Here is a 12,040-nt window from a genome sequence, read left to right on the forward strand (position 1 = left end):
TCGTGCGGTCAGTTCTCGCCCTTCTCGCCACGGCGCTCGGCCGGGGCGGGCTTGGCGGTGCCGCCCGCCGGCTTGACGCCCGCGTCCCCGGCCCCCTTGGGCTCGCCCGGTGACGTGCGGAACGGGACGGGGACCGTCGCCGCGTCGCTCATCCCCGCGGACCGCTGCCCCTCCAGGCGGGCCAGCTTCTCGCGGCAGTCCTGGAGGCCGCGCTGGATGTCCTTGATCGTGTCGTCGAGTTGCTTGGCCTGGGCGTCGCGGCTCGCCTTTCGCTCAAGGTCGGCAAGTTTGTTCTGATCCAGGCTCTTCTGGAGCGTGAGCACCTCGTCGCGGACCGCCTTCAGCCCCTCGGCGTTCGCCTGCGCCCGCTCCCGCAGGACCTCGAGCGCGGCCGCCTCCTTCTTGATCAGTTCGATGTCCTTGCGGACGAGGTCGAGGCACGCCGCGGAGTCCTTCTTGTGCCCTTCGAGGGCCGCGGCCGCGCCGCCGACCCGCTCCTTGAGCACCTCGCACTCGGCCTTCTGCGAGTCGAGCGCCCGGATCCGCTCGTACTGGGTGGTCATCCGCGAGTTGAACTCGTCCTTGCGGATCAGCTCGGCGCGGGCCTCGCGCTCGCGGCTGAGTTCGCTCCGCAACTCGGCGATGTTCGACGAGACGTTGTTGTACAGCGTGATCGTGCCGAGCGTGACCATGCTCAGGATGGTGCCGCCGAACACCCGCCAGAAGAGCGACATCTGCTCCTCGTCCTTGGGCTTTGCGGCCGGCTCGCCCCCCCCGGTGCGAACGACCTCGACGAGTGCCGGCGTCTCGTCCCCGCTGCTGTCCGGCCCCGGTTCCTGATCGAACCTCTTCTGTGACGCGTGCGACACGGCTTCCTACCCCCCGACTGGGCGCGTCTTCCCCTGACCGCGCCGCGATGTGAAGTCCCGGATACCGGGGGGGCATAGCGAACCTTCCCCTGGTCCGCAACCCGACCCCGGCGACTGGGAACGGCCGCGCCCGCCCGACTTGCGCCGTCACATGGCCGCGGAGACCTCCTTCGCCCGGAGCAACTCGACCCTGTCGCCGCGGCCGACGGCGTACTCGAAGTTCGTCTTGGCGGTGCAGGCCGCACCGACGTTTCCCTTCGGGTCGAGCGCCAGGAACGCGACCCGGGCCGGGTGGACCCCGCGGCGGCCGGCGGTCCTGTTGACCCGCTCGCACGCGAGCACGCACGCCTCCTGCGGCGACTTCCCGGAGCGCATCAGCTCCACGACGTAGCTGCTCCCGGCGATGCGGATGATCTCCTCGCCGACCCCGGTGCCGCCGGCCGCGCCCGCGAGGTCGTCGGCGTACAGCCCGGCCCCGATGATCGGCGAGTCGCCCACCCGGCCCGGCAACTTGTACGCGAGCCCGCTCGTGGTACACGCCCCGCCGAGGCTCCCCTTCTTGTCGCGGGTCAGCACGGTGACCGTGTCGTGGTGGTCCGCGTCGATGTTGATCTCCGAGGCTCCGTCGCACGGGGCCGGCGGGTTCGCGCCCGGCCTCTGCTTGAGGTCCGGGTGCCGCTCCAGCCACTCCTTGATGGCGTCGGCGGTGTACGGCACTTCGAGCGGGAACCCCTGCTGGAGCGCGAACCACTTCGCGGCCTCGCCGACGAGCAGGACGTGCGGGGTCTTGTCCATGACGCGGCGGGCCAGGGCGGCCGGGTGCTTGATGTGCTCGACCCCGGCGACCGCCCCGCACGAGAGCGTCTTGCCGTCCATGACGCACGCGTCGAGCGTGAGCCGGCCGAGGCGGTCCGGGAGGCTCCCGAACCCGACCGACGTGCGGCACGAGTAGTCGTCCTCGACGGCCTGCGCGCCGGCGATGGCCGCGTCGAGGGCCGGGTCGCCGTTCGCCAGCGCCTTCAGCGCGGCCTCCGCGGCGACTTTACCGAACGGCCACGTCGCGATCACGATGGGGTCGGGCATGGGATTCTGAGAGTGTTGGGAGTGTTGAGGTGTTGAAAGTGTTGGGGTGTTGTACGCCGCGGCTTCGATTCGAGGAATGCGTGGGTGACCGCAAACACTCCCGGCACGTCAACACTCTCAACACTCTTCAACACCACAACACTCCGCCCCACAAAAACCGCGACCCGTGCGCGACACCCGGGAAGGTGCCGCGCACGGGTCGGGTGCGCTCAGGAGGGAGGCGGCGAGAGCCCCGTCCGGCGAATCCGCGTACCGCCCCCGCGGTCGGGACTCGAGCCGGTGGCTCGGAGCGGCGCTCGTCCCCGGCCGTCAGGAGACCGCCGGCAGGTTGGTCTGACCCTCCACCTTCTGTTGGTGCAGGGGCAGCAGCTCCTGGCGGTAGATCGGCACGTCCCGTGGTGCCTCGATCCCGAGCCGGATCTTGCCCCGGTCGATGTCCACGACCGTGATGCAGATGTTGTCGCCGATGAAAATCTTTTCCCCGAGCTTGCGACTGAGTACCAGCATGGGGTTGTCCTCCGTTGAGCGCCAGTCGTCCTGAAAACGCTTTCCAATTCTACGCCACGAATCGCGCGGCCCCGGCCTGGGAAGCCAAATGCGGAGCGGGACATTTGGTTCGCAGGGCGCACCGTCGGCACAACGGGCGCACCCCGACCTTTACCTACGCTCCCGGACGCAATCGGTGATTTCGCCGGGGCTTGCGCCGGTCGGCGCGGCCAGGGACCGTCCCGGCGCGGCCCCCGGTTCGGACCGACCCGCGCCGCCGGAACAACCCCGCCAACCAGACTCGGACGGACACTTTGGCTTCGGGGTGTTGTGACACCGCGCTGTCACTCGCCAAACGTAAGAGTGGCGAAAACGGTTGAAGGTTCGCCCCGCGACCGAGTTATGCCAAGTCCGGTTGAACCGGACCCGGACGCATCCACCAGACTTCGGTATCGGACGGGGACAAACACGCACCGGCGAGGGGGCGCCGCTTCCCGCGCCCCCTCGCCGGTGGTGACATTCGGACGTGTGGTCAGGCCGCCACGGCCTGCTGCTGGCCCTTCAGGAACTCGTGCGGGCGGGTGTCGCCGGCGAACCGCGCGTCGGCCGGGTGGAACAGCGCCTGCTTGAGCTTCGCCCGCTGCTCGAGGACCGCGAGCTTCTCCGGCGTGCCGGGGGCGGCGGTCGTCGGTGCCGTGGGGAGCGGGGCGTTTCCGGTGAAATTCCCGACCCCGCGGCGTGCATACTTGCTCGTGGACGGGTACAGTTCCTTGACGTTCGGGGTGTAGTAGCAGCTCCAGCACAGGCCCCGGGGGCGGTTCACCTTGGACTTCGAGCAGTGGCGGCAGGTGGCGATCATGACTGACTCCGCTTCAGTGATTGATTGCGTGTGTTGGGGGTGGAGGCGCCTCGGGACCGGGCCGGGTCAGGCCGCGGCGGTCTCGGTCTTCTCGTGTTGCAGGCCCGCGGCGGCGGGCCGCTCGATCGGGAACCGCTCGGCCAGGGACCGCTCGACCTCGGCGAGGAGGTCGCGCCGCATGTCGGCGCGGGGGGTGTCGTCGAACCAGTTGAGGAACCACCGGCACGCGGCGGGCTCGCCGAGCCGCTGGTCGGCCTCGAAGCAGGCCCGGGCGAAGAACTCCTCGACCTGGCCGACGGTCTCGAGGTCGTCGCCCTGCCACCCGCAGAACCCGAGGGCGCAGGCGGCCTCGACGGGCCAGTCCTGGACGCACATCAGCGGGGGCGGGGTGGTGGTGCTGCCCTGCGTGAGCCGGGGGTCGTCGCCCTGGAGGGCGGCCCGCAAGGACTCGAGGCCGCTCGTCGAGATGACGGGGGCGAACCCTTCTCGCCACACCAGACGCCAGCTTTCCATGGTCCTTCCCTCCCTCGTGCTCGTTCCGCCGTTGCGTTCACCCGTCGGCTGCTCAACTCCTCAGTAGCACCCGACACGATTACTTATACGCCCGTACACTACACGTGTCAACTCGACCGCGGCGTTTTTTTTGACTTTTCTCCCCCGGAACGGCGATCCGGCGAAATCGGATCGATAAATGGCGGTTGTTAGCAGTCGGGGACGGGTGAAATTAGACATTTCTGGACATCGCCGAGTGGTGTACAGCGGAGTTCGGAGCGGGTCGTGCGATCCGGGAAGAGTTTGCAGGGGCGGAGCAGGGCGGGCATACGGTGCGTGCGAGGGGATCGTGGCGGAAGGAAGGGGCCGCGATGAACACGAAGGTGCGGGTGCTGGTGACTCTGCTCGTCTGCCTTCTGGGGTCGAGCGTCAGCGCGTTGGGGCTCTGGGGCGTTTTCGTTGTCCTGGCCGAAATAAGAGATGAGGCGACGCGCGCCACCGAGCGCTTTGCCCTTACACTCCGACCCAGAGGCCATCAAGGGCACGAGATTGCGAGCTTGCTCATCGAGTGTGCTGACTGGGTGCTTCAGTGGTTCCGGCAGGTATTCCTTCGGTGGTTGGGAATCACTCCGGGAACTTGAGGAGCGCCGGTTCCGGTTCGCGAGCGGGCTTCCTCAACGCTCGGCCAGGTTCGGATTGGTTCGGGGGTGTCGGGGTTGGTTCCGGACGTGTTTCGGATGATTCCGGACGTGTTTCGGTTGGTTCCGGATGCCTCCGTGAGTCTCCTGAGTCTCCGCGAGTCTCCTGGGTGGGCACCCCCAACCGGCCGGAACCATCGCGCCCGCCCTCAACGCCCTCATCGATTGCATTCGGTCCACCCGGTCCGACCCGAAGTAGCCCGTTTCGCGGGGGAATCGGGTGCGGTATGATGTTTCGCGTGGGCCTTCGATTGTGAAGGCGCGGCACCGGCTCGCCCGTCACCCGACGCACGCGGTAGGACACCTCCCATGCCACGCAAGATCGTCATCGTCGCCGACCCGGGGATCGACACCGCCTTCGCCGTCGCGCTCGCCCTCAACGACCCCAACCTCGACGTCCTCGGCCTGCTCCCGACCGCCGGGAACGTCAGCGCCGAGCAGGCCACGGCCAACGTCCACACGCTCATCGACGTCATCGACCCGCCCAAGTGGCCCCGGCTTGCGGCTGCGCTGCCGGCCCGGTACGACGCCGACGGCCTCGCCCTCCACGGCCCCGGCGGGCTCGGCGGGGTGAACTTTCCGAGCGCCACCCGGCACACGCTCCACCCGGCCGACAAGGTGCTGTGCGAACTCGCCCACGAGTACCCGCGGCAGGTCACCGTCGTGAACCTCGGCCCGCTCACCACCCTCGCGACGGCCCTCGACCGCGACCCGACGCTCCCGGCGGTACTCGACCAGACGGTCATCATCGGCGGGGCGTGGACCGTGCCCGGGAACGCCGGTCCGGTCGCCGAGTTCCACATCCACCTCGACCCCGACGCGGCCAAGCGGGTGATGCACGGCGAACTCCACCCCCTGCTCGTTCCGCTCGACGTCACCCGCAAACTCGTCTTCTCCCCGCTGGACCTGTTGGAACTCCCGAACCCGGACTCGCGGACGTGCCAGTTCCTGCGGAAGATCGTGCCGTTCGGCATCCGGGCGAGTTCCAACCTCTACGGGATCGAGGGGTTCCACCTGAAGGACGTGCTGGGCACGGTGGCGGTCGCGGTCCCCGCCCTGGTGTCGAGCGAGCCGCACTACGTGGACGTCGAGACCCGCGGCGAACTGACCCGCGGCATGACCGTCGTGGACGCCCGCCCGAGCCCCACAGCGGCCGCGAACTGCCGGGTCGCGACGAGCGTTTCGGTCGCCGAGGTGCGGGACTACATCGTCAAGGTGCTGAAGCAGGCGGCGTGACCCGGAAATTCGAAATCCGAAGCACGAAACTCGAAACTCGGGCGTGTGCTGTTGCGGGTCTTGTTGTCTTGGGCTTCATCTTTCGAGTTTCGTGCTTCGGATTTCGAATTTCCGGGCCAGGCCCGGTCATGAAAGGCGCATGAGACCTGGGGCGATATCCCGTGACACGGGCGGGAGCTCGGGGGTACATTTCTCTGTGGATCGGTCCGTGCCGCCCGGGGTTTCGCCATGGTTCGCAATCGCCTCGTGAAGTTGGGTGCGTTCGGCCTGCTGGTCGGGGGCGTCCTCGTGTACGGCCCCGTCCACACGACCGCCCAGTTCAAGGGCCGCGACGGCGGTGCCCCGGTGGCCCCCCCGGCGGGCGGGTTCGGTGGGCAACCCGGCGGTGGGTTCAGCAGGGGGAGCGGCGGCCCCGGCGGCGGGTTCAAGGCCGACCCGGAGATGGTCTGGTCGATGCTCCAGCGCAGCGCCGCCGGCCCCGACGGCACCATCGACCTCGGCAAGATCGACCCGCGGATGCGCGAGTTCGGCCGCCAGCGGGCCGAGCGCGACGGGAGCATCCCGCTGCCCGACAGCGGCATCATGACCAAGGCGCAGTACCTCGACCACTTCGCCCGCAGCGAGGCGGCCAAGGCCGCGCGGGCCGCCGCCGGCCCCGCCCCCGGCGGCCCCCCGGGCGCGCCGATGACGTTCACGACGAGTGCCCCGGGCGGCCCACCGGCCGGCGGCCCCCCTGGGGGCTCCGGCGGCCCCCCCGGCGGCTTCGGTGGCCCCCCGGGCGGGGGCAACCCCGACGACCGGGCCGCCCAGCGCCTCAAGGAACAGGACCGCGACGGCGACGGCCGGATCGCGTTCGCCGAGGCCGACGACCGCCTCAAGCAGAACTTCCAGCAGATCGACCGCAACGGCGACGGGTTCGTCGACGGCGACGAGTACCGCGGCTACTACGCCAACCGCGGCGGCCCCGGCGGCAGCGACCGGGACCGCGGTGGGGACCGGGGCGGGTTCGGCGGCCCCCCGGGCGGGTTCAACGGCCCCAACTGGGGCGACCCCAACAACGGCTTCGGCCGCAAGGACGAGAAGAAGGACGCGGTCGAGCCCAAGCCGGTCGCCATGCGGTACGGCCACCTGCCGAAGGACCTCCCGGAGTGGTACGACAAGTACGACACCGACAAGGACGGACAGGTCGCGCTGTACGAGTGGCGGAAGTCGGGCGACGACATCGCCAGGTTCCTCGAAATGGACCTCAACGGCGACGGGCTCATCACCGCCGACGAGTTGGTGCGGTTCAACTTCAAGCAGTCCGAGGACGCCCGGATCGCGGCCATCACGGGCGAGGGCGGCGCGTTCCCGTCATCATCGGGCCGGTCGGTTGCCAGCCGCGGCACCGGCGGGTTCGCCCTCCCGGGCTCGACCCCGCCGTCGTCCGACAAGGTGAGCGCCGCCACCGACAAGCCGGCCGGCGGCCCGCCCTCGGGCAAGGGCTGGAACCGCGAGGAGAGGACCGACAAGGGCGAGAAGAGCGACAAGCCGAACCCGTTCCGCGAGGGCGGCTTCGGCAAGAAGAAGTGACCCCGCTCGATCACTGCCGCAAAAATTCGAAGCACGAAGCACGAAAGGTATCCAGGCGGCGAGTTTGGTTCGTGCTTCGATTTTCGTGCTTCGAACTTGAAGTCAGAACCGCCCCGTAGAATGACCGGGTCCACCCCACGGCACCCGGAACGCGGCATGTCCCTTCTGCTCAGCGCGCAAAACCTCACCAAGTCGTTCGCCCACCGGCCCCTGTTCGCGGGGCTCTGTCTCGACCTCCGCGCCGGCGAGCGGGTCGGCCTCATCGGCCCGAACGGGGCCGGCAAGTCCACGCTGGTGAAGATCCTCGCCGGCCTCGAACCCGCCGACGCCGGCACCGTCACCAGCCGCCGCGGGGTCCGGGTCGGGTACATCCCGCAGGACGACGCGTTCCCCCCCGGGCTGACCGTTCACGGCGTCGTCACCGCGGCGCTGGCGGCCGAGGTGCCCGAGGAGCACGAGCGCGACACCCAGGCCACCATCACCCTCACGCAGGTCGGGTTCGACGACCTCGACCAGCTCGCCGAGACGCTCTCGGGCGGGTGGCGCAAGCGGCTCGCGCTCGCCCGCGAACTCGCCCGCAAGCCGGACCTGCTGCTCCTCGACGAGCCCACCAACCACCTCGACCTCCCCGGCGTCGTGTGGCTCGAGCGGCTCCTGCGGAACGCGCCGTTCGGCTACCTCGCGGCCACCCACGACCGGGCGTTCCTCCGGGCCATCGCCGACGAGATCCTCGAGGTGAGCCGCGTGTACCCCGGCGGCGCGTTCCGCATCGCGGCCGGGTACGACGACTTCGCCGAGAAGCGGGACGAGTTCCTGGACGGCCAGGAGCGGCAGCGGCAGGCGGTCGCCAACCAGGTCCGCCGCGAGACCGAGTGGCTCGGCCACAAGGCCCAGGCCCGCACCCGCAAGGCGAGTTCGCGGATCGAGGCCGCCGGCCAGCGGCGCGAGGAACTCGCCGACCTGAAGTACCGCACGGCCGCCGCCGGGGTCGCCGGGATCGACTTCGCCGGCACCGGCCGGCAGACCCGGAAGCTCCTCTCCGCGACCGGCGTCGCCAAGGCGCTCGGCGGCCGCCCGCTGTTCTCGGGCCTCGACATCCTGCTGAGCCCCGGGACGAAGCTCGGGCTCCTCGGCCCCAACGGCAGCGGGAAGAGCACGCTCATGAAGGTGCTCGCCGGGGACGCCGCGGCCGACGCCGGCACCGTCACCCGGGCCGACGGGCTGCGGGTCGTGATGTTCGAGCAGGGCCGGGCGGCGCTCGACCTCTCGCAGCCGCTGCGGAAGGCGCTGTCCCCGAACGGCGAGACGGTCACGTTCGGCGACCGCCAGTTGCACGTCGCCGCGTGGGCGCAGCGGTTCCTGTTCTCCCCCGAGCACCTGAACCTCGAACTCAGCGCCCTCTCCGGCGGCGAGCAGGCCCGGGTGCGGATCGCCCAGCTCATGCAGAAGCCGGCCGACGTCCTGTTCCTCGACGAGCCGACCAACGACCTCGACATCGCGTCGCTGGAGGTGCTGGAGGACAGCCTCGCGGAGTTCCCCGGGGCGGTGGTGCTGGTGACGCACGACCGCGACCTGATGGACCGGCTCTGCACCGAGGTGATAGGCCTCGACGGCCGCGGCGGGGCCGCCCCGTACGGCAGCGTGAGCCAGTGGCTAACGGCCTACGAGCGCTCGACCGCGGACCTGAACAAGCCCGCGGCCGCGGCCGCCCCGAAGCCGCAAGCGGCCGCGGCGAAGCTGAAGAAGCTGAGCTACCGCGAGCAGCAGGAGTGGGACGGGATGGAGGCGGCGATCACCGCGGCGGAGGCGACCGTCGCCGCCCGCGAGGCGGATGTGGCGCGGGTGCCGCCGAGCGACCACGTCGGGATGGGCACCGCGTGCCGCGCCCTCGAAGACGCGCAGGCCGCGGTGGAGAGGCTCTTCGCCCGCTGGCAGGAGCTGGAGGCCCGGCGGTCCGGAGGGTGATGCCCGTTTCAGTCTGGTGGGGCAGGCATTCTTGCCTGCCTCCAGGTGCTTCCGGAGGCAGGCAAGAATGCCTGCCCCACCCAGGGCAAATGATCCACGACATCGGGTCTGACTCGGGGCACTCCCGCTTCCGACCAGTTTCCGGAATTCTGTGACACGTTGAGACGGCGGATCGCGATTGAACGATTCAGAGGAGTAGATGACGAAAAAACGATTCAGGGGAGGACGGCGCGTGGGCGATCGCGCCGTCCTCAACCCCGAATCGCGCTCCAAGGGCAATGGTGGAGCAGGAGCGGTGGTGAGACTGGTGAGCGGTGATTCGTCATCTTCATCTGGGCGTGGACTACCTCATAGCAATTGAGAAGCCGCGATTTCTCATGATTCACATTATTCGCACAAGCCCTTTCAGAGACGGCGTTTAGAAATTGTAACGGCAGCGTGGTGCGCATTCTTACGATCGTTCAACTTGTCGGAGTGCCGGACAGTCGGCCTCTGCAATCGGACACTCGCGTCTTGAAAGGGGGCCGGATACAATCGCCCCCGCACCCCTTGCGTTCCTCCCGGAGAACCACGAATGGCGATCGAGCCGCTGGCAATCGGCGTGTGTAGCTGGTCGTTGCAGGTGACCAGCGTCCCCGAACTCAAGGGGTTCCTCGACCGGCTCGGGGTCGACGTCGTCCAGATCGCCTGCGGCGACCCGCACCACGCCTCGTGGGCCGAGGGCGACGCCATGCCCGCCGCGGCGACCGCCGCCGGGTTCCGCATGAGCGGCGCGATGCTGGGGTTCCCCGGCGAGGACTACACCACCCCGAAGACCATCGAGCGGACCGGCGGGTTCGGCGACCCGGCGACCCGGCCCGAGCGGCTCGAGCGGTTCCGGTGGGGACTGGCCCGCACCCGCGAACTCGGTCTGACCGACCTCATGCTCCACGCCGGGTTCCTCCCGCACCCCGGCGACCCGGCCCGCACCCCGTTCCTCGACACGCTCGCCAGGGTCTCGGAGCTGGCGCGCGAGGCCGGCGTCACGGTCGCGTTCGAGACCGGCCAGGAGTCGAGCGCGCTGCTGCTCCGGACGCTCACCGACCTGAAGTGCGACAACCTGATGGTCAACTTCGACCCGGCGAACATGCTCCTCTACGACATGGACGACCCGCTCGAGGCGATCGAGGTGCTGGCCCCGCACGTTCGCAGCGTCCACCTGAAAGACGCTGTTCGGCCGACGGTGGAGGGGGCGTGGGGGGAAGAGGTGCCGCTCGGCCGCGGGCAGACGAACACGCGGGCGTTCGTGAAGGCTCTGAAGCGGATCGGCTTCCAGGGGCCGCTGTGCATCGAGCGCGAGGCCGGCACGCAGCTCGAACGGTTCCAGGACATCGAGCACGGCGTGCGGTTCTTGCGCGAGTGCCTCGCCGAGGCATAGGCAGGGAAAGAAGCGATGGCACGCGGAGGACGCGGATCAAAGACGGGATTGAAGAAGATCAAACGGGTTCCTGCTGTGCCCGATCCTCTTCATCCCGGCTTTGATCCGCGTCCTCCGCGTGCCATCGCTTCTCGACTTGAGCGCTACGGCAGCGCCGCGACCTTCGTCCGCTGGAGCCACTGCGTCAGGGCCGGGGAGGTGAACTGCACCACGCGGCGCGCGTCGTCGGTTCCCGGCGCGTCGGGCGTGCGGACGCGGAGCCAGAACTCGTCGCCGTTCTGGGAGTCGCGGCCGATCAGGTAGGTGCCGGCGACCCCGGGGAAGGTGACCGAGACCTCGTCGACGGGTTCGGTGTCGTGCGGGCGCACCGGCTCGGCGGCGAGGACCAGGTCGAGGAACGTGCGGACCTCAATCGGGTCGGTGACGATGATTCCCCCGGCGTTGCGGCGGAACGCGACGGACGCGGGCGGCTCCTCGCGGAGCGCCCGGAACTGGTTGAGGTGCTGTTCGCGGAACGGCTTCTCGGGGTCGCGGGTCAGCGCGTCCTTCACCGCGCCGAGGACCGCGAGCGCGACGGCCACCCCGACGGCGACTTGCAACAGGCTCGGCCCGCGGCGGACCGCCGGGGCGTGGAACTCGCCGACGGGGACCGGGACAACCTCGGCGGCCGCGGGGTCGGGGCCCGGCGTGCCGAGCGGTGCGGGAACGAAGTCGGTCCCGCAGTGCGGGCACCACGGCGGCCGCCGGCCGCGGTCGCCGAGCCGCACCGCGTGCAGGCATCGTGAACAGCGCTCTTCCACCGGCGCACCTCCGGGAGAGCATCTTAGCCCGTCCCGCCGCCAACGACACGGGGGCGCGCTCTGCCGGGGTGCCGGGAGTCGCCACCGCGCTCGGCCTACCTCTCCGGTGGTAGCCAGCCCAGCGCCGCACAGGCGTGGCAGACGTCGGACGGCCCGGACGGGTCGCGCCATCCCACCCCGCGGCACCCGACGCACAACAGAGCGCCGGCTGGCTGGGCGGGCAGCCACACGGCCAGCTCGGGGCGGTACTTGGCCCCGATGACGACCTCTAACACTTTCCGCGGACCGTCCTCGATTGGGGTGACGGTGTCGTCCCACGGGCACCAGCAGTACACCCCGCCGTCCGGGTCGAGCAGTGTACACCACGCCGGCCCGCCGCTGATCGCCACGGCGTCCGGCCACGCGGTCTCCGGGCCGGCCCACCGATCGGACGCGACCCACTGGCGGATGCGGTCGTGCAGCTCGGTGGGCAACGGCCCGAGAGAGACTTCCACCCGCAGACCCTCCTGCCGCCGAAAGAATCCATGCAAGCCGTGTGCGTTAGTGTGAGGGGTGGTCGCCCT

11 protein-coding genes are annotated in these 12,040 nt (G+C 69.9%); 4 read left to right on the forward strand and 7 right to left on the reverse strand.

Going from position 1 to position 12,040, the window contains the following annotated elements; all coding sequences use genetic code 11:
* Window positions 1–8: 8 nt before the first annotated feature.
* The 5 genes from ACTIGN_RS24330 to ACTIGN_RS24350 all read right to left on the reverse strand — a co-directional run bounded on the left by ACTIGN_RS24330 (window position 9) and on the right by ACTIGN_RS24350 (window position 3,810).
* Window positions 9–869, reverse strand: coding sequence for a hypothetical protein (locus ACTIGN_RS24330; protein ID WP_439628721.1), 861 nt, complete (start codon window positions 867–869; stop codon window positions 9–11).
* 147 nt (window positions 870–1,016) lie between these two features.
* On the reverse strand, window positions 1,017–1,952 hold the full coding sequence (locus ACTIGN_RS24335; RefSeq protein WP_439628723.1) for an isoaspartyl peptidase/L-asparaginase: 936 nt from the start codon (window positions 1,950–1,952) through the stop codon (window positions 1,017–1,019).
* Between the two features lie 309 nt (window positions 1,953–2,261).
* Window positions 2,262–2,459 carry a carbon storage regulator gene (locus tag ACTIGN_RS24340; protein WP_144944391.1) on the reverse strand — a complete coding sequence of 66 codons (198 nt, stop codon included), beginning with the start codon at window positions 2,457–2,459 and terminating at the stop codon, window positions 2,262–2,264.
* Between the two features lie 511 nt (window positions 2,460–2,970).
* Window positions 2,971–3,297, reverse strand: a complete 327-nt coding sequence (locus ACTIGN_RS24345) for a hypothetical protein (RefSeq protein ID WP_439628725.1) — start codon at window positions 3,295–3,297, stop codon at window positions 2,971–2,973.
* A 66-nt stretch (window positions 3,298–3,363) separates the two neighbouring features.
* Complete coding sequence (locus tag ACTIGN_RS24350; RefSeq protein ID WP_439628727.1) at window positions 3,364–3,810, reverse strand: hypothetical protein; 447 nt, start codon at window positions 3,808–3,810, stop codon at window positions 3,364–3,366.
* Between the two features lie 986 nt (window positions 3,811–4,796).
* On the opposite strand from ACTIGN_RS24350, the gene ACTIGN_RS24355 reads away from it, so the two are divergent.
* The 4 genes from ACTIGN_RS24355 to ACTIGN_RS24370 all read left to right on the forward strand — a co-directional run bounded on the left by ACTIGN_RS24355 (window position 4,797) and on the right by ACTIGN_RS24370 (window position 10,677).
* Entirely contained in the window at window positions 4,797–5,723 is a 927-nt protein-coding gene (locus ACTIGN_RS24355; RefSeq protein ID WP_439628729.1) for a nucleoside hydrolase, read from the forward strand.
* Between the two features lie 228 nt (window positions 5,724–5,951).
* Entirely contained in the window at window positions 5,952–7,295 is a 1,344-nt protein-coding gene (locus tag ACTIGN_RS24360) for a hypothetical protein (protein ID WP_439628731.1), read from the forward strand.
* Between the two features lie 156 nt (window positions 7,296–7,451).
* Window positions 7,452–9,260, forward strand: coding sequence for an ABC-F family ATP-binding cassette domain-containing protein (locus ACTIGN_RS24365; protein ID WP_439628733.1), 1,809 nt, complete (start codon window positions 7,452–7,454; stop codon window positions 9,258–9,260).
* Window positions 9,261–9,834: 574 nt separating this feature from the next.
* On the forward strand, window positions 9,835–10,677 hold the full coding sequence (locus ACTIGN_RS24370; RefSeq protein WP_439628735.1) for a sugar phosphate isomerase/epimerase family protein: 843 nt from the start codon (window positions 9,835–9,837) through the stop codon (window positions 10,675–10,677).
* A gap of 143 nt (window positions 10,678–10,820) precedes the next feature.
* Here the strand turns inward: ACTIGN_RS24370 and ACTIGN_RS24375 are convergent, their stop codons facing one another.
* Both ACTIGN_RS24375 and ACTIGN_RS24380 read right to left on the reverse strand, forming a co-directional pair.
* On the reverse strand, window positions 10,821–11,477 hold the full coding sequence (locus ACTIGN_RS24375; RefSeq protein WP_439628737.1) for a hypothetical protein: 657 nt from the start codon (window positions 11,475–11,477) through the stop codon (window positions 10,821–10,823).
* Window positions 11,478–11,572: 95 nt separating this feature from the next.
* Entirely contained in the window at window positions 11,573–11,971 is a 399-nt protein-coding gene (locus tag ACTIGN_RS24380) for a hypothetical protein (RefSeq protein ID WP_439628739.1), read from the reverse strand.
* Between the last annotated feature and the right edge of the window lie 69 nt (window positions 11,972–12,040).

It is taken from the genome of Gemmata sp. (genome assembly GCF_051859125.1).
Taxonomy (GTDB): Bacteria; Planctomycetota; Planctomycetia; order Gemmatales; family Gemmataceae; genus Gemmata.

What these genes read in the sequence shown, in the direction of transcription:
- ACTIGN_RS24335 (WP_439628723.1), bottom strand. Translation starts at nt 1,952, where the DNA reads ATGCCCGACCCCATCGTGATCGCGACGTGGCCGTTCGGTAAAGTCGCC.
- ACTIGN_RS24340 (WP_144944391.1), bottom strand. Translation starts at nt 2,459, where the DNA reads ATGCTGGTACTCAGTCGCAAGCTCGGGGAAAAGATTTTCATCGGCGAC.
- ACTIGN_RS24345 (WP_439628725.1), bottom strand. Translation starts at nt 3,297, where the DNA reads ATGATCGCCACCTGCCGCCACTGCTCGAAGTCCAAGGTGAACCGCCCC.
- ACTIGN_RS24350 (WP_439628727.1), bottom strand. Translation starts at nt 3,810, where the DNA reads ATGGAAAGCTGGCGTCTGGTGTGGCGAGAAGGGTTCGCCCCCGTCATC.
- ACTIGN_RS24355 (WP_439628729.1), top strand. Translation starts at nt 4,797, where the DNA reads ATGCCACGCAAGATCGTCATCGTCGCCGACCCGGGGATCGACACCGCC.
- ACTIGN_RS24360 (WP_439628731.1), top strand. Translation starts at nt 5,952, where the DNA reads ATGGTTCGCAATCGCCTCGTGAAGTTGGGTGCGTTCGGCCTGCTGGTC.
- ACTIGN_RS24365 (WP_439628733.1), top strand. Translation starts at nt 7,452, where the DNA reads ATGTCCCTTCTGCTCAGCGCGCAAAACCTCACCAAGTCGTTCGCCCAC.
- ACTIGN_RS24370 (WP_439628735.1), top strand. Translation starts at nt 9,835, where the DNA reads ATGGCGATCGAGCCGCTGGCAATCGGCGTGTGTAGCTGGTCGTTGCAG.